Here is a 26227-nt window from a genome sequence, read left to right as displayed (position 1 = left end):
TTTTATATTTTATAACATAAATTTTTAGGTTTCATTTAAAACACAAACCCCACAATGTTCTCATTGTGGGGTTTGCTAAAATTTTAATCATATATTCTTTAAAACTACATTGGCTTATACACACGAATCCAATCTACTTTCATTTTATTTTTATTTGGGTTTTTTAGATCCTCATCAGAAGGAGTTCTACCTGCTTTTACATGCCAGTCTTGGGATTCTAAATTGATAATAATATTCAACGGTTTGGTATACCCCTTACCATGTTGATATTCATACGGATCAATAATACTTACTTTAGAAATGGCATTTGCCTTTTCTAATTCTTCAAACGAATATTCAGTACTGGTATTTGTTATTGTAATTTTTTGTTTTCCCTTGGTAACATCCAATTTTCCATTTGTCATCGTTGGATAACCATACTCCCAAACACCTTTCACCTTTGTGGCAAGTGCTTTATCATGTAACACACGAATCAACTCTCCATCAATATAATGCTCAAAATGAAATGGGCTTTTCCAATAAACGCCAGTTCTTACATCTCTTCTTTCTCCGTTATTATAGCAATATTCTCCCCATCCGGTAACCCCTTCTCTTTGGTACCATGCTCCTTTATCTCTTGGCTGATAATCGGTAAAAGGTTTTCTTATAAATGAATGATGACTTACATGAATAGATTTTGCGAAATAAGAATTTCCTGGTTCTTTACCTCCATAACATTCCATGATATCAATTTCTTGTGTTGCATCTGGACTTAAAAGCCAAACATCAGAAGCCAAAACTATATTTGCAACATTCGACTTAGACTCAATAAAAACGGGATACACAACCTTATCTATTGAAGAAATACACCCAGCGTTGATTCCTCCATTAGGTTTATTCATTTTATTGGGTTTGGAAGAAACAGGATTGAACTCTCCTTTTGCTTGCCACCTTGAAGATTTAATTACCAAATCAGAACCATCTACAGCTACATGATTGTATTTCCAATAGGTGGTACCGGGTCCGTCCCAATTGCTATGATAAAAATTTACCCACTTCCCACTTTTTCCAAAATTTGCTTTTTTATTTTGAGCTTCGAAGTTATAATTAAACTCATCAGAAACACTTTCTTGCAATTTCCAGTCGTTTACATTCTTAATTGCTAACGGTAAATCATGATTGATTTCACTTTTTTCTACAGGCAACTTTAATGCCGAAATTTTTTCTTCTTTTGCAGATTCTTGTGGTTTCTCTTTTAAATTACCAGTACCACAAGAAACTAAAATTCCCGCCACTATAACACCTACATATTTTGCTTGTTTCATCGATCTATATTTTATTTCTAACAAAAATAAAACATAGAAAAGAGCGGTTAAATTTTTTGCACTATACTTAAACTGTACAAAAAAAAACGGATAAAAACACTCTATAAACCCCTATAGAAACTGATAAAAACATCAAAAAATCAAGTTTTAATCTATTTTAATAAAGCTCTAAAAATTATTCTTTTTTAGAGCTTTATGTAATATTTTTTAATTGAGTAAAAATTTTACCGTAAGGTTAGTTTCAATTAGAATCTTTTCAAATTCAAAAGTTACAGGACTAGATTCCTTATTTGCTACGCCATATCCTATCAGCACAACTTCATCTAGATTATTTGCTCTATACCTATTATGCTGTTGATTTCTATCCATTATATAAATAGCCTTTCCTATTTCTTGCCCCAATGGTAGTGTTAAATATTTTGCTTGTGTTTTTGCTTTTTGAATAGCTTTTGTTTTTAAAACAAGTTCTAATTCATCCATTTTTGAATATTCAGTTTTCTCTAAATAAACATTTGAAATGCCAACCTTTTCTAATGCTAATAATACATTTTGAGCAGTTGAAGCATCATGTAACAATAACGAATAAGATTTACTTTTGTGAATATCTTTATCCTTTAAAAAGTATTTTTTAAAATTACTAGACATATCTCTTAACTCTAAATATTCCTTTAAATTAACATTAGAATTTTCTAGTACTTTTTGCATTTTTTGCTCCAAATTCTCTAAAGATATTTTCCCTTTTGAATCTTCTTCTTGTAAAATAATCGTTAGATAAATTCGATCTGGCACCACCAACGTATCCACTTTTGCCGAAGTATCAATATAAGGTTGATCAATAAAATTTTTAGTCTGTGCATTTCCTAACCATACACTAAGCATCATCATAATAATTCCAAGTTTTTTCATCATGTTCTAATTTTAATTTCTAATTATAATAATGATGCCATTTCTACCAATCTGATAAACTCTGCTCGGTATCCATTGGCATCAATTCCTTTTGATTTTTTTGCTATTTTTTCAATTTCTTTAAATGTTATCTCCTCAGAATAATCTGAATTTTTTAACAACATTCCAAAACCAGCCACAGCACTAGAAAACTGAAAATTTTCGGAAGTTTTTCCAAAACTCGTAACTTCATTTTTTATAGGCATTTCAATCAACTTACTTTTTATTCCCATTGGGTTTTTATACCTAAACTTTACTGTCGCTACTTCTAAATCAAAAGCTGTTTTAGAAACTTTTGAAACCTTCTGATATTTTAAATCTGTATCTAATTTTTTAGTACTTGATGTTGGGATGATTTCATACAAAGCTGTTACGGTATGACCTGCTCCTAACTCACCAGCATCTTTTTTATCATTTTGAAAATCCTCATCATTTAATAATCTATTTTCATAACCAACCAATCGATATCTTTTTACAAGAGCTGGATTGAATTCTACTTGAATCTTTACATCCTTAGCAATGGTAAATAGCGTTCCTCCAAACTCGTTTACAAATACTTTTTTAGCTTCTAGAATATTATCTATGTAACTATAATTCCCATTCCCTTTATCGGCTATTATTTCCATTTTTTTGTCTTTATAATTCCCCATTCCAAAACCAGTAACTGAAATAAATATTCCTTTGTCTCTATTTTGAATAATCATTTTTTCTAAATCACTGTCACTAGATTGACCTACATTAAAATCTCCATCTGTGGCCATAATTATTCTATTATTTCCTCCGTTAATAAAATTTTCTTCAGCTATTTGATAAGCCAATTTTAAACCTTGTGCACCCGCAGTGCTTCCTCCTGAATTTAATTTTTCTATCGCATTTATTATTTCCTTTTTTCTATCTCCAGTTGTTGAAGGTAACACCACACCTGAACTTCCCGCATACACCACAATTGCTACTTTATCTGTTTCTCTTAATTGTTCTACCAACAAGGCATAGGCTTTTTTTAGAAGGGGTAATTTATTTGAACTCGACATAGAACCAGAAACATCAATTAAAAAAACTAGGTTGCTAGACGGTGCATTTTTAATATCTAACTGTTTTCCTTGCAAGCCTAAATGCAATAATTGGTTTTCAGAATTCCATGGACAGTCAGAAAGTTCATAGTTGATTGCAAAAGGATCTTTTGATTTTGGTTGTTGGTAATCATAATCAAAATAATTGATCATCTCTTCTACTCTAACGGCATCTGCAGGTGGCAAAGTTCCATTGTTGATAAACCTTCTTACATTACTGTATGAAGCAGCATCTACATCAATTGAAAAAGTAGATAACGGATTCTGAGTTGGGTTTTTAAAACCATTTTCTTGTACAGAGGCGTAACTTTCATCATTTATAAGTTCATATTGGCCTTGTACAGCTATTCCTGAAACTCTTCCCAAGAATGCTTCTTCTACAGTAACAGAATGGATAGCACCCGTTAGATTTTTCTTTTTCTGGGTACCATAACCTATTACCACAACCTCTTCTAAACAATCTTGACTTGCAATTAATTGAATTGTGATCCTATTGGATTTTCCAATTTTATTTTCAGAAGTGAGATAACCAATATAAGTAGTGACCAAGATATCTCCAGACTTTGCTTGAATATTAAAAGCTCCGTCAAAATCGGTAATACAACCTATTTGGCTTCCTTTCACTAAGATTGAAGCGCCTGGCAAGGGATCACCATTTTCATCAATTACTTTTCCGGTTATAGTATTGGCTGATGCAAACATTGATACTAATAAAATACAAAGTGTAATTAGGTTTAATTTTTTCATGATTTTTTTATTTAAATGAAACATTGTTTTCTAATAAGATGCAGATGTCACTAATATTCCATAAAAGTTTTTTGTTTTTTTTAAAATATGTACTTTAGACTTGTGATATTTTCCTCTCAAAAGCCTGATAAACTAGGCGATTCCGACTTAGTAAAAAAATTTCAAAAAAATCATGATTTAGAAATTTTAGGTGTGTTATTTAATAGATATACACATCTTGTTTATGGCGTTTGTTTGAAATATTTAAAGCAACGAGAGGATAGTCAAGATGCCGTTATTCAAATTTTTGAAATACTTGTTCATGAAATTCCCAAACATGAAATCCGAGAGTTTAAAAGTTGGTTACATGGTGTAACTCGCAATTATTGTTTGATGGAATTGCGCAAAAAATCTTCTCAGAAAAAACATATAGAAAAATATAGTTCCGATTTTTTTATGGAAACTGTTCAAGAAATGCACCCTATAGATAGAGAAGACAATTCTATGGTAAATGGTGCTTTAGAAAAATGCTTGCAAAAGTTGAAGGAAGAACAAAAACAATGCATCTCTTTATTCTATTATCATGATAAATGTTATAAAGAAATTGCCATAGCATTAAACTTAGAAGAAAAAAAAGTGAAAAGTTATATTCAAAACGGAAAAAGAAATTTAAAAATCTGTATTGAAAATTAAATTGAATTATGAAAAAATCTACAAACACATATTCAATTTTTAAAAATTATCTGTTAGATAAATTAACAAATAAGGAAAGGCATGTCTTTGAAAAAAATGCTACGAAAAGTAATTTCGAAACTGAGGCTTTAGAAGGATTAGACATACTAGAGGAACATGAATATTTTGCAGATGTTGAAAAATTAAAGACACAAATTTCTAACAAAAAAAATAAGAAAAATATTGTGGTGCTTTTAAGAAAATACAACGCTGCAGCCTCCTTAGTTTTAATTATCGGAATGGCGAGTTATTTTTATCTTACCAATAGACCAGATCTACCGAAAGAAAATATCTTTCAACCACCTCCATTTCAAGAATTAAAACTGCAAGAAAATAAACTTCAATTAGAAGAAAAAGAACCAATTATCCTTGAGCGAGAAATCACTATAACACCTGAAGAATCTGTCAAAAATATTCCTGAGATATCTGTAGAAGAGGAAATTATTATGGAAGAATTTGTCACAAACAAAGCACAAAAAAAAGGGCAATCGAATCAAAATTTAAGACTTAAAAAAAACGTTGTCCCGGACCCCAACTTGAATGAAACTATCATCATATCCATCGCCGAAGAAGAAGAAGAAACTGAAATTCCAAACAGTATCATCGGTACTGTTTTAGGAGAAGATGGGAACCCCTTACCTGGTGTTAATGTACTCGTTGAAGGAAGTAATACTGGAAGTATTACAGATTTTGATGGAAACTTTAAAATAGAAGGAGATAGCACCGCAACCCTGGTTTTTGATTATTTAGGTTTTGAGCAAGCAGTAAAACCTGCCACAGATTCTATGCTTGTAGTGATGCAAGAAGATCAAGAAAGTCTTGAAGAGGTTGTGGTAATAGGTTATGGTACTCAGAAAAAAAAGGAAGTAACCGGTTCTGTTTCTAGTATTAAATCTAACGACCTAGAAAAAAATATACATCCAGATTTAGCAACAGCCCTCTCTGGAATTGTGGCGGGAGTATCTATACATAAAGACTCTATTGGATCTATTTTATCTCTGCCTCCACAAGGAGATTTAGAAGACTTTACGGATTGGATTATTGATTCTTTTGATGAAAGTCTTGTTTCTGATGATGAAACCGTCAGAGTTTATTTGGAATTCAAAATTCAGGAAAACGGAAAAATTTCTAACATAAAATTTAGAAATAAAGTCAGAAGAAAAATTAGAAAGGAAATTACCCGCATCCTAAAAACATCAAAAAATTGGGAACCCTCTAAGTTTGATAATTTACCTATAGACGAAAAAATTCTAATTAAATTTGAGGTCTACTAAACTGTTACTTTATGAATTTGCATCATCCTTATTTACCACAACTGTTAATACTTTTATTTTTACTGATCACATTCGTCATTTCTGTAATTGAAAAATTCAGTGATTGGCAAGGGACCATTTCCTATATCTCTGAAACTTTTAAAAACACTTTTATTAAAAGCTTTATAAAACCATTGATTGCATTTTTGGTTTTACTTGAAGTTTTAACGGTCTATTTTATTAGTATCGGGATATACCAACTATTTATAGACCAAGAAAAAGAAACTGCCTTATTGGGCTCAACATTTTCGTGTATTTCAATTTTATACATGTTGATAGGACAACGAATTGCAAAAGATTACCCTGGTGCTACTTCCTTAACCGTATATTTTATTTTAAGTGTGTTTGGCGTTTATCTATTGAACTAAATTACTTATAATTAAAATCTATCAACACAAATAAACCTCATAAACAAGATTTATTAAAAACAAATCTCTTAAAATAGGTTTAAACCGCTTTTTAAAAATTCTTAACCCAAATATAATTAAAACCAATTAACTCTCTTAAAAAGGTTTTAAATGCGTTTTGAGAGGTTTAGCAAACTTATTTTTGAATTTCGGCGCTAATTTTCAGCCTAAGAGATAGATTGGCATAAAAAAAATTCAGTCTTGCATAAAAAGAACGATTTTTTTTCTAAAAATGCATTATTTAATAAAAAACGAAAGATTTATACTCTCTATTAAATTTCTCTAAATTTTAAGAAACATACATCTTCTTAAATTACCTACTCGCAAAAGGAGCAAATAATAAATCAATGGGAGTATCTACATCATACAAATAAGTAAAACTTTTCGATTCCTTTTTACAAAAAGGTTCTAGAAGAGTAATCATTTCTTTAAAACCTTCGCTTGTTAAAATACAAAAGAAAGTTTCTTTGTCTTTAGTTAAAATTCCTTCATCGGATTTAAACAAACCAAAAATCAAATTACAACTATGCCTCGTTATAAAATCTACTTGTGACAAGTCTAATTTTTCTCTTTTCTCTACAATCGTTTTCTGCAATAAATCTCGAAACAAAATAGCCTCTGCCATATCGAAATTAAAAAGACGCACAATATGTTCGTCCAAGCCATTTACATTTTCTACAAAGTCTAATTCCATACTACAAACGATCTACAATATTATAAAAATTAACCCATAAAAAAAGGTCTCAAATAAACACGGTTTAAGCCCTTTTCTTAAAAAAAACAACACTCTATATCAAACCACTATTAAACACCGTTAAAACCATCTTTAAGCCAGTTTTTCGTGTTTTTAATCACATAAATTAATGATGAATACTCATTTGTTTTTTTTGCCTTTAAATTAGATTTCAATCCAATTCTAAAAGCATTCAAGAAATTCATTTGTTTTGTTTTATTTTTTTCACTTAACAACGAAACATAAAAAGAATCAAATTTCATAGGTAAGGTTTTTACAACTTCCATTCCTTGAAAAAAGAACAACCGTCTAATAGCTGTTTGCGAAAAATGCCACAAATGTCGTGGCACATCATAGGCCGCCCAAAACTCTTTATAATAATCAGCATCGTAACTTTTAAAATTTGGAACTGCTATTATCAAAACACCTTCTGGTTTTAGTAATTTTTTAAGATTAAAAATGGTTTCATCTAAATTAGGTACATGTTCTAAAACATGCCACATCGTAATCACATCATATCCTAGAAAAACACCTTCCTCCTTTTTAAGAGTATCTACAGAATCAAAAAAAACACCGTTGTTACTTTCTGATTTTTTATATGCAATTTCTCTTGCTCCTTCATTCGGCTCAACTCCGGTAACCTTCCAATTATTATCTGAACATATTTTTAAAAAATCTCCTGTACCAGCACCAATATCTAAAATTTTTTTTCCTTCTGTTTGAAAAGAATTGATCAAATTCAATTTCTTTTTCAGGGTATAATTACGCACCAACTGATACACTACATCTACCATAGATTTTTTCCCATCCGTATGAGAAATATATTCTTCACTTTCGTAATACTTTCCTAATTGATCTTCTTCAGGTTTAGGATTCGTCATTAACAGATCTAAACTATCATCTAATAATAGATCAAATTTTTCTCCCGAAACCAAATGATCTTTACAAGAAACATAGGTTTCAAAACTATTAATTTTAGGAGGCGTATTTACAGCACTTGCAGACATATTGTTTCTATATATTTTTTTATTACTTATTTCTAAAAATGAAATACAATTCTCGATACAATTTTCCCTCGAAAATTATTAGAACTGACATTTCTAATTATTTAAAAATAACTTTTAACTATTTCTATTGAGATATTCAGCCAAACTTAGCTGATTATTGCTTTTCTAACAAATCATACAACTCATGCATGCTATAAAATAATTTTGCTCCTGTTTCTTTCAACAAAGCTTCACTTCTTTTATTCGCAAAACCAAAGACATCAAACCCACCTGCAATAGCTGCCTGCACTCCTACCGTACTATCTTCAATAACGACACACTCTTCTGGTTTAAAACCTAAAGTTGTTGCAGCATGAATAAACAAAGTGGGATCTGGTTTGAATTTATTTATTTGATAAGCACTAAACATATGCTTTCCAAACAATCTATCTAAGCCAACCGTTTTTAAATTCAATTGCATCTTATTTAATGGACCATTGGATGCAACACAAAAAGGAACCTCAAGTTTATTTATCAATGCTTTTACTCCTTCAATTGCTTGCAATTCTTTTTGAAATTTCTCAAAACTAATTGCTCTATATTGCTTTTCAAAATCTTCTGGAAAAGGTTCTGTACATCGCTTTTCAATATATTCAAAACAATACTCCAAAGACTTCCCAAGGAAATTAACCATGGCAAATTCAAAGTCGATATTAGCCCCCAATTTATTTCCCATCTCCACAAAGGTACCTATTGATATATGCTCAGTATCTACCAAAACACCATCACAATCAAAAATCACACACTTGTATTTCATACCATTTTATTTATAATACTCTATTAAAAAAATAAGTTCACCATTTTTAAAGCAGCAACTAATTCCAACACCTCAAAACTAAAACCACCCTTAAAAAAGAAAAAGTTCCACGTGGAACTTTTCTTTTTTTATCTTCCCATATACACCAAGAGTACCGAAATATCACTTGGTGAAACACCACTTATTCGACTCGCTTGTGATATTGTTACTGGTTTAATTTTTGATAATTTTTGTCTCGCTTCAGTAGACAAGGATTTTACCTTATGATAATCAAAACTATCAGGAATAGAAACATTTTCCAAACGAGATAATTTATCCGCATTGCGTTTTTCTTTATCTATATAACCTGCATATTTAACATGAACTTCAGTCTGTTCAATGATCTCATCATCGATTCCATTCGCATCAATAAAGTCTTGAACTTTCGGAAACTTTTTTACATCCTCAAAATTCAATTGTGGACGTGCTGCCAACTTAAACATCTTCATAGATTGATTCACTGGCGCAGAATTATTAGTTTCTAAAATAGGATTTACATCTTTATGACTCACACTCGTGTCTCTTAAAAAAGCTACAAATAAATCCGTTTTTTCTTGTTTCTCTCTAACACGATCTAAACGTTCTTGAGAAACCATTCCTAATTCAAATGCCTTAGGGGTCAATCTCAAATCCGCATTATCTTGACGCAACAAAGTTCTATATTCCGCCCTTGACGTAAACATACGATAAGGTTCTTCCGTACCTTTAGTTATCAAATCATCAATCAAAACTCCAATATAAGCTTCATGACGTTTCAAAATAAAAGGTTCTTTTTCTTGAATTTTTAAGGCCGCATTTATCCCAGCCATCAATCCTTGAGATGCTGCTTCTTCATAACCTGTAGTTCCGTTTATCTGACCCGCAAAAAATAAATTTTCAACCAACTTTGTTTCTAAAGTATGCTTTAATTGAGTAGGTGGAAAAAAATCATATTCAATAGCATATCCAAAACGCAAAAATTTTACATTCTCAAATCCAGCCACTTTACGCAATGCTTTATCCTGAACATCTTCAGGTAACGACGTAGAAAATCCATTTACATAAATTTCATTGGTATTCCACCCCTCCGGTTCCACAAAAATTTGATGCTTATCTTTAGTTGCAAAACGATCAATTTTATCCTCAATAGACGGACAATATCTCGGTCCTGTACTTTGAATTCTACCATTAAACATAGGAGACCTATCAAACCCCTCACGCAACAAATCATGCACTTCTTGCGAAGTATAAGACATATAACAAGAACGTTGCTCCGTAAGTTTAGATGTAGTTTTAGAATATGAAAACTTTTCAGGTTTCGCATCTCCTGGTTGCTCAATCATTTTAGAAAAATCTAAAGATCTAGCATCCACCCTAGGAGGTGTACCTGTTTTCATACGACCCGCTTCAAAACCTTCTTTCACCAAATCCTCAGTAATCCCAGTTGAAGCACTTTCTCCTGCTCTACCGCCACCAAAAGTTTTTTCACCAATATGAATCAAACCATTAAGAAAAGTACCAGCAGTTATCACTACCGTTTTAGCTTTGATCACAAAACCTAACCCGGTTTTAACACCTGTTATCTTTTTGTTCTCAATAACCAAACCAGAAATCATATCCTGATAACAATCTAAGTTTTCAGTATTCTCAAGCATATTTCTCCACTTCTCAGCAAATCGCATACGATCACTTTGAGCACGAGGACTCCACATCGCAGGCCCTTTTGATTTATTCAACATTTTAAATTGAATCGCGGTTTCATCAGTAACAATACCTGAATAACCACCTAAAGCATCTATTTCGCGTACAATTTGTCCTTTTGCAATACCACCCATCGCCGGATTACAACTCATTTGAGCGATATTCTGTAAACTCATTGTAACCAACAAGGTTTTCGCTCCCATATTCGCAGCAGCCGCAGCAGCCTCAGATCCAGCATGACCTCCACCAACAACAATTACATCGTATGTTTCTGTAAATAAACTCATAATTTCAAAGTTCCACGTGGAATAAAATATTTATTATACTGATTATCAATTATTTAAATAAAGATATTGATTTATCCTCTTCATTTCTCATCTCCTTCTTCTCCTGTTCGGACTTATCTTTATAACCCATATAGTGTAAAACCCCATGAATCATCACTCTTTTCAATTCCTCTTCAAAATTATGTGAAAATTCAAGTGCGTTTTCCTTAACACGTTCTAAGGAAATAAAAATATCACCTCCAACCAACTTCCCCATGGTATAATCAAAACTTATAATATCCGTTAAGGTATCATGTTCTAAAAACTCCACGTTCAATTTTAAGAGGTATGCATCATCACAAAAAATATAATTTAATTCTCCTAAAGTAAATTCATAACCTAGAATCACTTCTTCTATCCATTTCGAATATAAAAGTTCATCACTAAGCTTAAAATCTATTTCGTAATTAAATTCTATCATCTTGAAAATTTCTGCAAAGATACCAATTACTTTTGAGTTCTAGCTTTTCCATAAAAAGTGGAAAACTAAACACTAACACAAACCGCTGACCCAGCTCTAAACCGAAAAAAATATCCAACAAACTAAATCTCAAGAATAGATAACTCCTCACTACTTTTTGTATTTTTGCACTTTAAAATTCAAAAAAAATGAACAACGTAAGAGTAAGATTCGCACCAAGTCCAACCGGACCTTTACATATAGGAGGAGTTAGAACCGCATTGTACAATTATCTATTTGCAAAAAAACACAATGGAACTTTTGTTCTAAGAATAGAAGATACAGATCAAACTCGATACGTTGCTAATGCAGAACAATATATCGTGGATGCCATGGAATGGTGTGGAATACCTTTTGATGAAGCCCCAGGTAAGAATGAAAAATTTGGTCCCTACCGTCAATCTGAACGAAAAGATATATACAAGCAGTATGCAGATCAATTAATAGAAAGTGGACATGCATATTATGCTTTTGATACGGCAGAAGCATTAGATGAAGAAAGAAAAAAAGCGGAAGCAAATAAAGAACCTTTTATTTATAACCATACCTCCCGTCAAAATTTAAACAACTCTTTCACTTTAACTAAAGAAGAAGTTGCCGCAAAAATTGAAGCTGGAGACAAATATGTTGTACGTTTTAAAATGTATGACCCAAATTTTGAAAATGAAATTTTAACCGCAACCGATCTTATTCGTAAAGACGTATCTTTTAAACTATTTTTATTAGATGATAAAGTACTTTATAAAAGTGATGGTATGCCAACGTATCATTTAGCAAACATTGTTGATGATCATTTGATGGAAATTTCTCATGTTATTAGAGGTGAAGAATGGTTGCCTTCTTTACCATTGCATATTGCACTTTACAATGCTTTAGGTTGGGACGCCCCTGAATTTGCACACCTACCCTTAATTCTTAAACCTGTAGGAAAAGGAAAATTAAGCAAACGTGATGGCGATAAATTAGGATTCCCAGTATTTCCATTAGAATACACCAACGAAAAAGATGGTGAGGTTTCTAGAGGTTACAGAGAGGATGGTTATTTACCAGATGCTTTTGTAAACATGTTAGCTATGTTGGGATGGAACCCAGGAACGGAACAAGAACTTTTTTCTTTAGAAGAATTAGCGAAAGAATTTTCTTTGGATCGTGTAAGTAAATCAGGAGCAAAATTCAGTCCAGAAAAAACTAATTGGTTCAATCAACAATACTTACAACAAAAATCATCAGCAGAGGTAGCTGTTCTTTTTACACCAATTTTAGAAGAAAAAGGAATTTCTTATGAAAATTCATATGTAGAAACCGTAATAGAATTGGTAAAAGAACGTGCTGTTTTTGTAAAAGATCTATGGGATTTAAGTGACTATTTCTTTACAAACCCATCAGAATTTGATGCCAAAGCTTCTAAAAAACAATGGAAGGAGACAACGTCTCCATTAATGAAAGAAGTACAAAATGTTTTAGCTTCAATTGAAAATTTCTCTTCTGAAAATGTAGAAACTATTTTAAAAGAATGGATTACTTCTCAAGAAATCGGTTTTGGAAAAGTGATGCAACCTTTACGTTTAAGTTTGGTAGGTGCTTTAAAAGGACCTCACCTATTTGATATTGCTGCTATGATCGGAAAAGAAGCAACCTTAGAGAGAATTGAATATGCTATTGAAACACTAGGATAGGATTTCTATTATTCATATCACATAAAAAAAGCACCTTTGAACATTCAAAGGTGCTTTTCTATTTTTAATTAGCTTTTTATAAATCGTCGTGGAGACTTTTTTTATTCTGTTTTATTTCATCCACTTTTTCAACATCTATCACAAAATACTTGGTATCTCCCCACCAAGCAAAAGTACTATAACGCTCTTTAAAACGAAGTCTTACATTGCTTCCTTGATAGTCTTGCAATAGTTTGATTACTCTTTCCTCTTTATCCTCTATAGAGAATCTAAAAACTTGGCCATCGGAAACTCCCTGACTTAACTGTCCTTCCCAAGTTTTAAAAACCAAACCTTTATAACTTACTTTAACCAACTGCCCTGATCTATAACCTTCACTATAGGTTAAATAATACACAACCGTAAAATATAATGCGATGGCAGCAACAAGAATTCCTATGAATCCAAAAAGAAACTTTTTCATTTTTTAAAAATTTTAAATACAAATATACTAATTATCCCATAGGATTGACTTACTGTATTTTTTCTACAAGCAACATACCAAAACTACTTCAGATAAAAACCAAGCTTCTTTATAATGCACATAGCACAACCCCAAGTAAAACATCAAAATTAAACTAAATATATTTTTATTCACACGATTAAACCTAAATTGAATTTTCCTACCTTTAGGCAACTTTAAAAAAAATACTATGCAGCTCTCTTTATCAATTTATATTGTACCTATTGTCATTATCTTATTTCTTGGATTTTTTGTTGTAAAACAACAAACAACAGCCATTGTAGAAAGGTTTGGAAAATTTGTAGGTATCAGACAATCTGGACTTCAATTTAAAATACCCGTAGTAGATAAAATTGCAGGAAGAGTAAGTTTAAAAATCCAACAACTAGATGTTATTGTAGAAACAAAAACTAAAGATGATGTTTTTGTACAATTAAAAATTTCCGTTCAGTTCCAAATTTTACGTGAAAAAGTTTATGATGCTTTTTATAAATTACAAAATCCGCACGATCAAATTACAGCCTATATTTTTGATACAGTTAGAGCCGAAGTTCCGAAAATGAAACTAGATGACGTTTTTGAAAAAAAGGATGACATCGCACTAGCCATTCAAAGAGAATTAAAACAAGCCATGTTAGATTATGGATATGATATTGTAAAAGCTTTAGTAACTGATATCGACCCAGATGCACAGGTTAAGGAAGCAATGAACAGAATTAATGCAGCCGAACGTGAAAAATTAGCGGCTCAATTTGAGGGTGATGCACAAAGAATCTTAATCGTTGAACGTGCCAAAGCAGAAGCAGAAAGCAAACGTTTACAAGGAATGGGTATTGCTGATCAACGTAGAGAAATTGCGCGTGGTTTAGAGGAGTCTGTTGATGTGCTAAATAAAGCAGGAATTAATTCTCAAGAAGCCTCTGCCCTAATTGTAATTACGCAACATTATGATACACTGCAATCTATTGGATCTGACACAAATAGTAATTTGATCCTATTACCTAACAATCCAAATGCGGCAAGTTCTATGTTAAATGATATGGTTACCAGTTTAGTAGCAGCAAATAAAATAAACGAAAGTTCCAATAAATCAAAAGACGAATTGAAAAAGGAATAATGCTATACAACCAACTTAAAACCTCTTTCTTAGTTGAAAGAGGTTTTTTTATAACTCAATTTTACCCATATCAAATAAACAAAAGAGAGAATAAAACCAACTAGCAAGCTTTCATCAATTATTTAATTATCATTGTAGTTCGATTAATTTCACTATACAATGAAACACCTCTCCTCCATATTATATTCTTGCTTTTTTGCCTTATTAATTTTTAATGCGTCCAATATTAATGCACAACTAACACCACATTTAGATACAGAATATTTTGGTTTTGAACTTGATGGTTGGTGGAAACCTGCAGATGAATCTTTCTGGAGTATAACGGACACAAAAGCCAATACAGGTAATAACTCACTTCACTTCAATTGTGATGATAAAACCTTGGTAACCGCAGAACCAAAGATACATACAAGTGATGTGCAACTTAATTTTAATAGTGGTACTAAAACAATCACAATGTATATCTGGAAGGATGCGAATTGTGAGAGTACTAGTTTAAAAACCACCATCAAATCGCCATGGCAAGTTATCAACTGGGACATAGCATCTATTGAAACCGATACTTGGGTTTTATTAAGCCAAGAGGTAATTATTGATGCAGATGTAATAAATTCAAACATGTTCTTTTCAATCCCATTAAATTCTATAGGAAATGGTTTTTTATATATTGATGACTTTCAAATCTCCGCACCAGAAACTAAAAGAACCAGTACTATCTGTACAAATGAAGAAGGACTCTTAAATTTAGACCAAGGTTTGTACACCATCACAGCAGAAGTATTTGTAGAAGAAGAAACAGATATAGAAGCTTTTTACACCCAAATTTCCAATCCTTGGCTTTCAACAAAATGGGATATTTCAACTATTGAAAAAAATAGCTGGGTTGCTATTACTCAAGAAATTGAATTGAAAGCAAATGTTGTCAATGCAGATTTAAATATTCAAGTTTTAAATGATCCTGATTATGGCGGTGGAACCGGTAAATTTTACATCGATGCCATTCATTTTTCGTTAAAAGATGAATTATCAATAGATACTACCATCTTAACCAGAAATAAAATTTATCCGAATCCAACCAAAGAATATTTATTTATTGAATCTGAAAAAAATACAAGTTACATCTTATACACCATTTCTGGAATTCCTGTTGCCACAAGTTTGAAAGAAAAATTAAAACACAAAATAAATGTTTCAGAATTAGCTGTTGGAATTTATATTCTTAAAACAACAACCTCAGGAAAAACAGAAACAAAAAAGGTGATTATTCAATAATTATCGATAATAACAAAAAACTATATTTTTTCAATTCTGTATATTTTTTTTCTATCCAAAACAACTCCATTTAAGGCTATTTCCAGCGTTTTTGGAATATTTAAAGGATAACTTGCATCTATAAATATTACTGCTACTGACGGGCCTTGAATTGGACTTTCATTAGAAAATTTACCATCGGCTCCCAAAGTATGATTTACATCTGCCTCGTTCCGAACAAAATTAGGTGGATGGTATAAATATTTCATACTTTCTGGTACATATTTAAAATTTTTAAAAGACATAGAAGCAGTATCATCTGTTGATGTCATACTAATATTTTTAAAAGTAGAACTTGCATCAAAAGAACCTTTGGCTCTTCTTTTAGAATCTTTCGCAACAAAACCTTCTTTCAAAAATAGAGTCCAAGAACTACCAATTGAATTTGCTACATCAACCATTACTCTGCCATTTATAACAGAATGTGGCTGTAACAAAACTGCTGCCTTTCCATTTTTACTCACTACATTTTTAATAATAATATTATAAACTCCGATATCTAAATGCCTCCCAGTATGCGCTTCTATTCTACAGGTCATTCCCCCCTCACAAACTAAATTTTTTAAGAGTATATTTCTACCTGTATTTGTTTGCGCCAATCCATATCCTATAGAAGCTCCCGTCATACTAATATTAGCAATGGTAACATTTTCTGGAATATGCGCATTTTCTTCATCTATTTGAACAGGATTAAAGGCAATAGCAGTTCCTTTTGTAAACTCATCATAAATAGAAAAATTTTCAACAATTACATTTTTTGCATAACCAAAAGCTACAGCTCTTCTAAAAGCATTTCCTTGCCTTTCCAAATATAATTTAGGTCGGTTTTCAGGAGTCCCCAAACCTATAAGTTGTACGTTTTCTACCATAGGTTGGTTTGGAGTAACGCCTACATTAAACAAAAACCCCTTCCCTCCTAGATTTACATCCATATGAATGATAATACCCGATTCAAAAGTGATAAAGACATTAGATTTTAATTCAATATTCTTAAAAAAATATTCCCCTGATGGAATACGTATATGTCCACCACCACTAGCACTCACCTGATCAATTATTGATTCTAAAACCGCACTATCTGTTATCCCACCAACTTTTTGATAGGTTATCCATGTACTCTCTTGAGCTGCATTAAACTCTTTTCCTTGATAGCCAGCTCCGTCTTGTAAATAAGGTTTCGAAGGATATAAAGAAATATCAGATACATCACCAACTGGAATCATGGGATCTACAAAAGTTTCTTCTATACTATCGGTTTCAGAATCCTTTTCTATTTCATTAAATTTTTCGGAAGCTGCACAAGCAAAAAAAGAAAAAATCAACAAGGACAAACATATATTCTTCATGTAAAATATCTTTAGAAATCAAATTTCTAAAAAACTACTAAGAAAGGCTAAGTCATTTTATCCCAATAATTTGATTCTATTAACCGAAAAAACCTCTGTTGCTAAAGCAACAGAGGTTTTAATCAGACCAGACGGCGTCTGTTATTTAAAATGTTCTTCCGCAGAAGCTTTTTTAGCTTTCTTAGATTTTAATTTATTAAAAGTATACGTAACTCCTAATTCAACAATAGGACCATTTCTGTGGTACTCTGTTTCTTGGTAAAATATTTGTTGATTTTTATTGTTAAAGGCATTGGTATCTAATCCTTGTAAGTTAGTACTTAATAAATCCAACCCTCTCAAACTAAAATCCCATCCTGGTAATTTTTCTGGAGCATAATTAAAAGCAATATTCGCCATTTGGAAATAATCATTAGAACCTTGCGAAGTAACGGTAGCAGATTTAAAACTATAATCTAAGGTTGTTGTCAATTCTTTCGATAAATCTACATTCATATTTCCTTTCAAACTCCAGTTAGTACTTTCTTGATTCACGGCATAACCAAATACATCTCCTGTAATTTTAAAATTATACAAAGAACCTCCTACTAACATTTTTGCCCAAGAATTGATAAATAAATTAGCTGTTAACTCTCCTCCTATTGCTGTAGAATTACCCGCATTTGTATAAGAACGAATCAATACATCTTCCTTTAAAATAGCATTCATTTCAGGGTTTTCTAATGCTGTAGTAGTTGTATTTACTCTAAACACCGCATTTTCAGTACCTCTATAAAATCCTGTAACATTGATATTTTGCTTTCCTATGTTTGTTTCATAAGACAATTCTACATTGTTAAGGTATTCTGACTCTAAGGTTGGATCTCCTATAACATATACTTCAAAATGACGACGGTATAAAAAAGGAGCCATTTTAGTTAAAGAAGGTCTATTGATACGTCTACTAGCTGCTAATAAATATTTAGTATTATCGCTTTTTTGGTAGCTAATATGAGCTGATGGGAAAAAATCTAATTTATTTTGTTCGTAATCATTCTCTTCAGACAAACCAAAATCTCCTAAATAAGATGTATTTGAGATGAATGTATTTTGTTGTCCGTATTCCGTACGCAACCCAAAATTATAGCTGATTTTATCACCAGAACCTGAATAATCGATATAGGCAGCAGTCACAGTTCTGTCAAAATCTATTGAATTATTTAAATTATGTACATCAGAATCTATTAAAGAGTTTTCAAATTTGAAATCACCTTTGATTCCTACATATTGCACTTGTGCTCCAACTCCTATTTCTGAACCATTGTCTAATGGTTTGGCATAATCTACAGAACCTCTATATCCTTTTAAAGGAGTATCGTCCGATAAACTATAAGTATCTACTGGATTTGCATTTTCGTATCCATTCTCAATATCATTATCTATTGCCTCTTTAGAATCATAGAAATAATTGGTATTCGATAACTCTCTACTTAATCCTGAACTTTCATAAGTACCCGATAATTTTAAGTTAGACCCTTCTTCAAAATCTACTGTATAATCAATACTCGCTGTATTATAATCTCCATATCTATTATCAATATTTGGATTGTAAATATAATTTTCATCTAAAGGTACTCCAACAATTTCATTTCCATCGGCATCGGCATCAAACGTATTATAAATATAATAAGCAGCTCTACCATTATTTCTGTTACCATAGAAATAAGACAAAGACAATTCTTTATTCTTTGCTATATGAAAATCTACCCCAACATTAGCAGAATAATATTTATACCATTCTGGACGCTCTCCCTGTGCATTCATATGGTAATAAGTATATGGATCCGTAGTATCATCAACTAAAACTCTAGCACGACCAATACGCATTCCGTTTACGTTCTTTTCATTATAGTTAAAAGAACCATGCAAAGATATTTTTTCGGTGTTGTACATTAAATTAACACCTGCTACATAACGATCATCTCTCATGCTATGATTGCTATACACATCTCTATCATTTGCCCATGGTGCACCTCCTACAGTACCGGTTGCAGTTGCTGCAAAACCTTGCAATCCACTAGATTTTGTTTTAATGTTGATAATTCCACCCTTTCCCTGTGCATCGTAACGTGCCGTTGGAACTGAAATAATATCTATTTTATCAATATCATTACTAGAAATTTGATTCAATAAAGTTGAAGCATCAATATTTGTAGGTTTCCCATTTAAATACACCATAAAATCAGAAGTTCCACGCACAGAAACATTTCCATCAGGCTGTACTGTTACAGAAGGAAGTTTTCCTAAAACATCTGCTGCATTTCCACCTTTTGCAGTTTCAAAATCCTTGGCTGAATAGGTTTTTCTATCAATTTTAGTTACTTGCGTTTTATTTACTCCAGTAACCTCTACCTCACTTAAAGCTTCCGTATTTACGGATAAGAAAATTTCACCAAGATTGATGTTTTGATTTTTATCTTCTATTTCAACATTTTCAATCACCGTATCTTCAAAACCTATATACGAAACCGTTACTGTATACTTACCCGGAACTAAATTTTCAAAATCAAATTTTCCATTATCATCGGTACTTGTACCATCTCTTTTTACATCTGATTTGATAATTACGGTTGCAAAAGGTACAGACTCATTTGATACTTTGTCAATAATCTTTCCTTTAACATTTGCGTCTTGTGCAACTAGTGCTGTAGTTCCAAAAATGAACAATACTAGCATCGTCAGGGCAGTTTTTACTATGTTTTTCATGGTTTTGTTTTGATAATAAATTGCAGTAAGAAACTTTTACCTACTGCATTTTCTTTTTGGTAAAATTATAGTTTTTATTTTTTGTAAACTCAAAATACTCTAGTTCAAATGTGTCAATAGTTACCTCGTTTGTACCATTTATAAGAATAGATAAACTCACATATATAGATGAAACTAAAAAATGAAACGATTGTATTCGAATTTTCAATGCTCTTAGAAAATAGTGATGTACATCACTATTTTATTTATGAATAGGGTAAAATTATATAATTATTAAATGATAAAATGGTCTTTTTGAAATTATTGTGGTATGACATGCTGATTCTTTCTAAAGACTTTTGGCGTAACCCCAACACTACGTTTGAAAAATTTACTAAAATGGGAATTATCTTTAAAGGGCAAAGAATAGGCAATCTCCTGAATGCTTAGATTTGAATACCATAACAGTCTTTTGGCTTCACTAACGATAAACTCCGACAGTAAATTAGAAGCGGAAAAATTGGTTTCTTTTTTGCAAATATTATTCAAATTTTGAGGAGTAGTATTTAATAAAAGTGCATAATCCTCAACTTTGGAAGAAGTTATTTGATGTGATGTTAATAAATCTACAAATTTATGATATAAACTTTCTCTTGTAGTTTCTTTTCTCGTTTCCGATTGTAATAATTTAGCTAGTAAAACTTTAAACAATCCTTCTAAAACTATTTCATTATCTTTTTCTTTCGTCCTAAATTCTTTAAGTAATATCGTAAATAAAGTAGATACAGTTTCTTTATCTTTTGGAAAAAAATAGGGGTATTTACTCAAATCAAAAAGCAATCTTTTCAACTCTTTATCCAATGCATTTTCAATAAATTCTTTTTTCAATAAAATCACATAACCAGATGGTTCCGATTTCAAATTCCAAAAATGCACTTGTTCTTTTCTTATAATATTTACAATAAAAGGAGTTATTTCAATTTCATTATTATCAATGGTATGGGTTCCACTACCTTCTGTAAAAAAAACTATTTCCAGATATTTATGATGTTTGTGTGGTTTTGTTCTTCTAATATCTTTTTTAAACTCTGCTATTTTAAAGAAGTTTTCTGTTTCAATTTTATTTTGAATTTTAATTGGTGGCATATTTAATTGTAGTAATAACGGTTATTCCTTCTGTAGGAAACAATAGTTATGCCAAAAAAAAATCGAAGTTGTTTGTGCAACTTCGATTTATATAACTTAAAATTCAAAAGCCTAAGCTTTCTCGTCTTTTTCTATTTCTTTTGGTTCATCTTCTTTAGAGGCTTTTTTGAATTCTTTGATTCCTCCACCAAGACCTTTCATTAGTTCTGGAATCTTACGACCTCCAAAAAGTAATAATACAACAACAACAATTAATATTACTTGTGGTGGACCTATCATCCCTAAAAAAATACTCTGTAAATTCATTTCTAATAATTTTATGTGACAAATATAATAACTTTGAATTACATATGCCTATTTTTCTACAAATCAGATAATTTTAAGCTTCCTCAGAAGTTACCTGTTGCTTCTCTGCAACATCTATTTCTTTAATTTCTTCCGCTTTTTTTATTTTCCCACCCATAGATTCAGTGGTACTAACAGACTCTGGTCTACCTGCAAATTCAATAGTACCTCCTAATTTTGCCTTGGCATCTAACGCTTTACTCACTTGTATCTGAGCAAAAGATCCAGTAGAAACATACATTGTTGCTAACTTAGATTCTAGATAAAATGCTTCATAACTAGACCCCGAAACAACACTCACATTTTGAGTTTCAGTAATTCCTTTGAGTTGAAAATGCCCTCCGGTAATTCCTTTTGCAGTTAAATAATCTACATCCATATTTAACTTGATATAAGCACCTTCTTGCGAACTAATTGATAATTGTGTTTGTTTAAAAACATCCGAAGATCTAATAACAGCCCCTTGTTTTGCTTCCATTTCAGCAATATTCTCACTGTAAAATAAATTAATAACCACTTTTTGATGATTGAAAGAATTCAATAAATCAAGTGAAATTTTAAGCGTACCTTTTTTATTTTTTACAATAATTTCATCAGCTCTATCACCACTAATTTCTACTTTTTGTTGATCTGATTTGATTAGATTAACATTCAATCCATTATACACTTTTAATTTATCAAAATTTTCTAAATCAATTTCAATTACTTCTTGTGCAGCTACTGAGGCTACTACAAAAAACAACAACGCTACTATTATTTTTTTCATTCTATTGTAATTTATTCTTTTCTGTCTAAACAAATTTAATGCCACAGGATTTAAGAATCCTGAATTAAAGTAAAATCTAAATGTTTTCTATCTAAGTCAGTGTTTTTAACCTTTACAGTTACCTCATCTCCCAATTGATACATATTATTGGTTGCTTGACCAACCAGGGCATATTGTTTTTCATCAAAGGTGTAATAATCGTCTCTAATATCACGAGTTCTTACCATACCTTCACACTTATTTTCAATGATTTCAACATAAATTCCCCATTCGGTAACCCCAGAAATAACGCCTAAAAATTCTTGATCTTCATGATCTTGCATGTATTTTATTTGCATGTATTTTATAGAATCTCTTTCTGCTTTGGTTGCTAAATACTCCATTTCAGAAGAATGCTTGCATTTCTCTTCGTACTCTTCTTGCTTTGGAGAAGGTTTTCCATCAAGATAATTTTGTAACAAGCGATGTGCCATTACATCTGGATATCTTCTAATCGGTGAAGTAAAATGCGAATAATGCTCAAAAGCCAATCCATAATGACCGATATTATCAGTAGTATATTCCGCCTTACTCATAGAACGAATCGCTAGCGTTTCAATCATATTAGACTCCCCTTTTCCATGGACATCTTCTAGTAATTTATTCAAACTATCCGAAGTAGATTGTCTCGATTTTAAATCAATACTATATCCAAATTTATGAATGATTCCTTGCAATGCCGTTAACTTATCTACATTTGGTTCATCATGTACTCGATACACAAAGGTATTTTTAGTAGGTCGTCCTTTTTTACGACTTACAAATTCAGATACTTTTCTATTGGCCAACAACATAAATTCTTCAATCAGTTTATTGGCATCTTTAGATTCCTTAAAAAATACCCCTAATGGAACGGCATTTTCATCCAAATTAAATTTTACTTCTACTTTATCAAAAGTAATGGCGCCTTCTTTTAAGCGTTTCTTACGCATTATTCTTGCCAAAGTATCTAACTGTAGGACTGCATTCACAACATCCTCTGAAACCTCATATGAACCTTCTCTAATAGAAATTTCTTCTGGTATAACAGCTTTCGTATCTTCTTTACCTTCTTCAATAATTACTTGTGCTTCTTCATAAGCAAAACGTTCATCAGAATAAGTAACTGTTCTACCATACCATTCATTTACCAATTGTGCTTTATCATTCAATTCAAAAACAGCAGAAAACGTAAGTTTTTCTTCATGTGGACGCAAAGAACAAACCCCATTGGATAATTTTTCTGGCAACATAGGTACTACCCTATCTACTAAATATACAGAAGTTGCTCTCTCATAAGCTTCTTTTTCCATTTCAGAATCCAACGCTAAATAATGCGAAACATCTGCAATATGAATTCCGATTTCAAAGTTTCCGTTTTCTAAAACTGTAAACGATAAAGCATCATCAAAATCTTTAGCATCTTTAGGGTCAATTGTAAAAGTTAAATCTTTACGCATATCTCTACGCTTAGAAATTTCCTCTTCTGTAATCGTAGTATCTAATTCTTCTGCTTCTCTTTCTACATGCGCCGGAAATTCATATGGCAAACCATATTCTGCCAAAATACTATGGATTTCTGTATTATGATCCCCAGGCATTCCAAGAACTTGAGTGATTTTTCCGAATGGATTTTTAGAGTTATCTGGCCAATCTGTTAGCTCAGCAATTACTTTTTCTCCATTAACGGCATCTCCCAATTCATCTTTTGGAATAAAAATATCAGCATACATTTTGTTATTATCAGGTACCACAAAACCGAAATTCTTACTCACCTGCAATACCCCAACAAACTCAGTTTTTGCACGCTCTATAACCTCAACAACATCTCCTTCTTTTTTAGAACTTCTACGTTTGTTATAAACATAAACTTTTACGGTGTCTTTATCCAATCCTCTATTTACATTGATGGACGGAATAAACACATCATTTTCAAAATCGTCGCAAATAAAATATGCGTTTCCATTAGAAGTTAAATCTAAGGTTCCGATATGATAATTTTTATTCTGATTTAAGATATATTTTCCTCTATCAACTTCTTCTAATTTTCCTTGCCCCTTTAGATCGGCAATCTTTTTTATTACTTGGTCTCTACCGTTAGCATCTTCAATTTTCAATTTAGCACATACTTGTTTGTAGTTCAGTATTTTACTGGAATCTTTATTGAAAACACCTAATATTTTTCGGGTCAAATCTTTAATAACTCTTCCCTTTTTTTTATATATTTTTTTCTTTCCTCTTGACATTCTATCTTTTTGTTTTTTTAAAAATACGAATTAAGTTATCGTATTTGTTATTCCTGTAGATTAAATAAAGTGAAAATATTACAGGAACTCAACCCTACTTGCTAAGAGTCCTTTTTCAAGGTAGTAAGGTTATTTAATTATTTGCTGCAAAGCTACGCTAATTTAAACTAAGAAAATAAGATGACGTTAAGGAATTCATAATAGTTTGTAACAAACGTAAAAAAGCGGACTAGTAATAAAACCAGTCCGCTTAAAATATTCAATTATTATAAATCTATAAATAAACTTTTTCTACTCTAATGTTATTATTTGCATCTGTTATTTTTACAATAAACATTCCATGTAAATTTTGATTGACTACTTGATTTCCTAAGAAATTAAACACCACAATTTTAACAGAATTAGAATTGACATTAATCTGATTATTTTCTGTTGATATTATCAAACTATCTAAATAATAATTTGCTAATGAAGCTGTTGAGCAATCCTCACTATAGGAAGTTGAACCATCAATAGAACCTGAAAAATTAGTATCCATAAACGTTTTAGAATCTACTTCAATACACGATAATGCAGCATTAGACTTTGCATCAAAAGAATTTAAGTTTTCATTATTGGCGTTTTTGATATCCAATTCTGTTAATGAATTTGAGGATACATCCAAATTAATCAAAGCTGTCATGCTACTTAAGTCTAAACTAGTAAAACTGCAACTCGCAAAATTTAATGTTGTAAATCCTGTATTTGTTCCTAAATTTAAAGTACCTAAGTTAGACACAGGCTCTGTTAAACTAGAAAAAGAGGTACCAGAAACATTTAAATCAACCAACCCAGTTTGCGTACTTAAATCTAAAATACTTAGCCCTGTATTGCTTGAAACATCAATTGTTTCTAACAAGATATTTTGACTGAAGTTTATATTGTAATTCACTAATGAATTATTGGCAAAATCAACAGTTACCAAACTAGGATTACTGAATGTTGATGCATTGATCAATGCATTTGAAGAACCATCAATACTAGTCAAATTTGGACAACTATGAAACCCTACGTAAGACAGCGCGTTATCTGCAAAATCTATGGTTTCTAAATTTTTATTATTCCATAAATTAATTTCTGAAATAGAAGTATTTGAAGAGCAATCAAAAGTGGTCGATGCTTCAAATTGCTCAATTCCTTGAAGATTAGCAATAGACTGATTTGAAATATCTAAACTAGTAACGGTATTTACCCGTTCTTTAAATATCATATGATCCGCTGCAATACCATTTCCCAAACTTAATGCATCACCTACAGTTACTACAGAACCAGCAGCATCATGTGTTTCTAAGTAGGCTTCAAAATTAGCATCACTTACCCATATATTAGTACAATTTACACTAAAATCAGCAGATCCTTTTAAAGCAGAAAAGTTAGTATTCATATAAGCTAAATCCGCTGCATCTACTTGAATACAAGACAAATCAGAATTTCCAGAAGCATCAAACGTACT

Annotated in this window: 22 protein-coding genes; 6 read left to right on the top strand and 16 right to left on the bottom strand. The window is 31.4% G+C overall.

Annotation, left to right across the window (positions count from 1 at the left end; genetic code table 11):
- Positions 1–104 precede the first annotated feature (104 nt).
- The 3 genes from AC2DGP_RS11050 to AC2DGP_RS11040 form a co-directional block, all read right to left on the bottom strand.
- Positions 105–1304 (bottom strand): LamG domain-containing protein, encoded by a 1200-nt coding sequence (locus AC2DGP_RS11050; protein ID WP_484490120.1) that lies wholly within the window; start codon positions 1302–1304, stop codon positions 105–107.
- Positions 1305–1511: 207 nt separating this feature from the next.
- Positions 1512–2213 carry an SIMPL domain-containing protein gene (locus tag AC2DGP_RS11045; RefSeq protein WP_484490119.1) on the bottom strand — a complete coding sequence of 234 codons (702 nt, stop codon included), beginning with the start codon at positions 2211–2213 and terminating at the stop codon, positions 1512–1514.
- Positions 2214–2233: 20 nt separating this feature from the next.
- A complete protein-coding gene (locus tag AC2DGP_RS11040) occupies positions 2234–4066 on the bottom strand; it encodes a vWA domain-containing protein (protein ID WP_484490118.1) in 1833 nt (610 codons plus the stop codon).
- Positions 4067–4153: 87 nt separating this feature from the next.
- Here AC2DGP_RS11040 and AC2DGP_RS11035 point away from each other — a divergent pair, with 87 nt between their 5' ends.
- Genes AC2DGP_RS11035 through AC2DGP_RS11025 form a run of 3 tightly spaced genes read left to right on the top strand, consistent with a single transcriptional unit; the run spans position 4154 to position 6458 of the window.
- Positions 4154–4738, top strand: a complete 585-nt coding sequence (locus tag AC2DGP_RS11035; protein WP_484490117.1) for an RNA polymerase sigma factor — start codon at positions 4154–4156, stop codon at positions 4736–4738.
- Between the two features lie 8 nt (positions 4739–4746).
- Complete coding sequence (locus AC2DGP_RS11030; RefSeq protein ID WP_484490116.1) at positions 4747–6051, top strand: carboxypeptidase-like regulatory domain-containing protein; 1305 nt, start codon at positions 4747–4749, stop codon at positions 6049–6051.
- Positions 6052–6062: 11 nt separating this feature from the next.
- The gene (locus tag AC2DGP_RS11025) at positions 6063–6458 is read left to right on the top strand and encodes a DoxX family protein (protein ID WP_484490115.1); all 396 of its coding nucleotides are present in this window, start codon (positions 6063–6065) and stop codon (positions 6456–6458) included.
- Positions 6459–6810: 352 nt separating this feature from the next.
- Here the strand turns inward: AC2DGP_RS11025 and AC2DGP_RS11020 are convergent, their stop codons facing one another.
- The 5 genes from AC2DGP_RS11020 to ybeY form a co-directional block, all read right to left on the bottom strand.
- A complete protein-coding gene (locus AC2DGP_RS11020) occupies positions 6811–7191 on the bottom strand; it encodes a hypothetical protein (RefSeq protein WP_484490114.1) in 381 nt (126 codons plus the stop codon).
- A 110-nt stretch (positions 7192–7301) separates the two neighbouring features.
- Complete coding sequence (locus tag AC2DGP_RS11015) at positions 7302–8237, bottom strand: class I SAM-dependent methyltransferase (protein WP_484490113.1); 936 nt, start codon at positions 8235–8237, stop codon at positions 7302–7304.
- 154 nt (positions 8238–8391) lie between these two features.
- Positions 8392–9033 carry an HAD family hydrolase gene (locus AC2DGP_RS11010; RefSeq protein ID WP_484490112.1) on the bottom strand — a complete coding sequence of 214 codons (642 nt, stop codon included), beginning with the start codon at positions 9031–9033 and terminating at the stop codon, positions 8392–8394.
- 128 nt (positions 9034–9161) lie between these two features.
- Positions 9162–11039 carry a tRNA uridine-5-carboxymethylaminomethyl(34) synthesis enzyme MnmG gene (gene mnmG / locus AC2DGP_RS11005; protein ID WP_484490111.1) on the bottom strand — a complete coding sequence of 626 codons (1878 nt, stop codon included), beginning with the start codon at positions 11037–11039 and terminating at the stop codon, positions 9162–9164.
- A 49-nt stretch (positions 11040–11088) separates the two neighbouring features.
- A complete protein-coding gene (ybeY, locus tag AC2DGP_RS11000; protein WP_484490110.1) occupies positions 11089–11499 on the bottom strand; it encodes an rRNA maturation RNase YbeY in 411 nt (136 codons plus the stop codon).
- A gap of 188 nt (positions 11500–11687) precedes the next feature.
- On the opposite strand from ybeY, the gene gltX reads away from it, so the two are divergent.
- Positions 11688–13214: a glutamate--tRNA ligase gene (gene gltX / locus AC2DGP_RS10995; protein ID WP_484490109.1), complete on the top strand. Its 1527-nt coding sequence runs from the start codon at positions 11688–11690 to the stop codon at positions 13212–13214.
- A 76-nt stretch (positions 13215–13290) separates the two neighbouring features.
- Here the strand turns inward: gltX and AC2DGP_RS10990 are convergent, their stop codons facing one another.
- Entirely contained in the window at positions 13291–13677 is a 387-nt protein-coding gene (locus AC2DGP_RS10990; protein ID WP_484490108.1) for a 6-phosphogluconate dehydrogenase, read from the bottom strand.
- 229 nt (positions 13678–13906) lie between these two features.
- Between AC2DGP_RS10990 and AC2DGP_RS10985 the strand changes: the two genes are divergently transcribed.
- On the top strand, positions 13907–14833 hold the full coding sequence (locus AC2DGP_RS10985) for an SPFH domain-containing protein (protein WP_484490107.1): 927 nt from the start codon (positions 13907–13909) through the stop codon (positions 14831–14833).
- 159 nt (positions 14834–14992) lie between these two features.
- Positions 14993–16105 carry a T9SS type A sorting domain-containing protein gene (locus AC2DGP_RS10980; protein WP_484490106.1) on the top strand — a complete coding sequence of 371 codons (1113 nt, stop codon included), beginning with the start codon at positions 14993–14995 and terminating at the stop codon, positions 16103–16105.
- A gap of 20 nt (positions 16106–16125) precedes the next feature.
- On the opposite strand, the gene AC2DGP_RS10975 is transcribed toward AC2DGP_RS10980, so the two are convergent.
- The 7 genes from AC2DGP_RS10975 to AC2DGP_RS10945 all read right to left on the bottom strand — a co-directional run bounded on the left by AC2DGP_RS10975 (position 16126) and on the right by AC2DGP_RS10945 (position 26197).
- Positions 16126–17490, bottom strand: a complete 1365-nt coding sequence (locus tag AC2DGP_RS10975) for a hypothetical protein (protein WP_484490105.1) — start codon at positions 17488–17490, stop codon at positions 16126–16128.
- Between the two features lie 141 nt (positions 17491–17631).
- Positions 17632–20235, bottom strand: a complete 2604-nt coding sequence (locus AC2DGP_RS10970; protein ID WP_484490104.1) for a TonB-dependent receptor — start codon at positions 20233–20235, stop codon at positions 17632–17634.
- 300 nt (positions 20236–20535) lie between these two features.
- Positions 20536–21360, bottom strand: a complete 825-nt coding sequence (locus AC2DGP_RS10965) for a helix-turn-helix domain-containing protein (RefSeq protein ID WP_484490103.1) — start codon at positions 21358–21360, stop codon at positions 20536–20538.
- 111 nt (positions 21361–21471) lie between these two features.
- Positions 21472–21666, bottom strand: a complete 195-nt coding sequence (gene tatA, locus AC2DGP_RS10960) for a twin-arginine translocase TatA/TatE family subunit (RefSeq protein WP_484490102.1) — start codon at positions 21664–21666, stop codon at positions 21472–21474.
- Between the two features lie 73 nt (positions 21667–21739).
- Positions 21740–22471, bottom strand: coding sequence for a head GIN domain-containing protein (locus AC2DGP_RS10955; protein WP_484490101.1), 732 nt, complete (start codon positions 22469–22471; stop codon positions 21740–21742).
- A gap of 50 nt (positions 22472–22521) precedes the next feature.
- Positions 22522–24735, bottom strand: a complete 2214-nt coding sequence (gene rnr / locus AC2DGP_RS10950; RefSeq protein ID WP_484490100.1) for a ribonuclease R — start codon at positions 24733–24735, stop codon at positions 22522–22524.
- A 274-nt stretch (positions 24736–25009) separates the two neighbouring features.
- On the bottom strand, positions 25010–26197 hold the full coding sequence (locus AC2DGP_RS10945) for a leucine-rich repeat domain-containing protein (protein WP_484490099.1): 1188 nt from the start codon (positions 26195–26197) through the stop codon (positions 25010–25012).
- Positions 26198–26227 lie beyond the last annotated feature (30 nt).

The sequence above is a fragment of the Flavicella sp. IMCC45537 genome (assembly GCF_057197705.1).
This window is presented reverse-complemented; position numbering and strand designations above follow the sequence as displayed.

Bases quoted from the DNA above. Each gene is read 5' to 3' on its own strand.
- AC2DGP_RS11050 (WP_484490120.1), bottom strand. From the start codon at position 1,304: ATGAAACAAGCAAAATATGTAGGTGTTATAGTGGCGGGAATTTTAGTT.
- AC2DGP_RS11045 (WP_484490119.1), bottom strand. From the start codon at position 2,213: ATGATGAAAAAACTTGGAATTATTATGATGATGCTTAGTGTATGGTTA.
- AC2DGP_RS11040 (WP_484490118.1), bottom strand. From the start codon at position 4,066: ATGAAAAAATTAAACCTAATTACACTTTGTATTTTATTAGTATCAATG.
- AC2DGP_RS11035 (WP_484490117.1), top strand. From the start codon at position 4,154: ATGTACTTTAGACTTGTGATATTTTCCTCTCAAAAGCCTGATAAACTA.
- AC2DGP_RS11030 (WP_484490116.1), top strand. From the start codon at position 4,747: ATGAAAAAATCTACAAACACATATTCAATTTTTAAAAATTATCTGTTA.
- AC2DGP_RS11025 (WP_484490115.1), top strand. From the start codon at position 6,063: ATGAATTTGCATCATCCTTATTTACCACAACTGTTAATACTTTTATTT.
- AC2DGP_RS11020 (WP_484490114.1), bottom strand. From the start codon at position 7,191: ATGGAATTAGACTTTGTAGAAAATGTAAATGGCTTGGACGAACATATT.
- AC2DGP_RS11015 (WP_484490113.1), bottom strand. From the start codon at position 8,237: ATGTCTGCAAGTGCTGTAAATACGCCTCCTAAAATTAATAGTTTTGAA.
- AC2DGP_RS11010 (WP_484490112.1), bottom strand. From the start codon at position 9,033: ATGAAATACAAGTGTGTGATTTTTGATTGTGATGGTGTTTTGGTAGAT.
- mnmG (WP_484490111.1), bottom strand. From the start codon at position 11,039: ATGAGTTTATTTACAGAAACATACGATGTAATTGTTGTTGGTGGAGGT.
- ybeY (WP_484490110.1), bottom strand. From the start codon at position 11,499: ATGATAGAATTTAATTACGAAATAGATTTTAAGCTTAGTGATGAACTT.
- gltX (WP_484490109.1), top strand. From the start codon at position 11,688: ATGAACAACGTAAGAGTAAGATTCGCACCAAGTCCAACCGGACCTTTA.
- AC2DGP_RS10990 (WP_484490108.1), bottom strand. From the start codon at position 13,677: ATGAAAAAGTTTCTTTTTGGATTCATAGGAATTCTTGTTGCTGCCATC.
- AC2DGP_RS10985 (WP_484490107.1), top strand. From the start codon at position 13,907: ATGCAGCTCTCTTTATCAATTTATATTGTACCTATTGTCATTATCTTA.
- AC2DGP_RS10980 (WP_484490106.1), top strand. From the start codon at position 14,993: ATGAAACACCTCTCCTCCATATTATATTCTTGCTTTTTTGCCTTATTA.
- AC2DGP_RS10975 (WP_484490105.1), bottom strand. From the start codon at position 17,490: ATGAAGAATATATGTTTGTCCTTGTTGATTTTTTCTTTTTTTGCTTGT.
- AC2DGP_RS10970 (WP_484490104.1), bottom strand. From the start codon at position 20,235: ATGAAAAACATAGTAAAAACTGCCCTGACGATGCTAGTATTGTTCATT.
- AC2DGP_RS10965 (WP_484490103.1), bottom strand. From the start codon at position 21,360: ATGCCACCAATTAAAATTCAAAATAAAATTGAAACAGAAAACTTCTTT.
- tatA (WP_484490102.1), bottom strand. From the start codon at position 21,666: ATGAATTTACAGAGTATTTTTTTAGGGATGATAGGTCCACCACAAGTA.
- AC2DGP_RS10955 (WP_484490101.1), bottom strand. From the start codon at position 22,471: ATGAAAAAAATAATAGTAGCGTTGTTGTTTTTTGTAGTAGCCTCAGTA.
- rnr (WP_484490100.1), bottom strand. From the start codon at position 24,735: ATGTCAAGAGGAAAGAAAAAAATATATAAAAAAAAGGGAAGAGTTATT.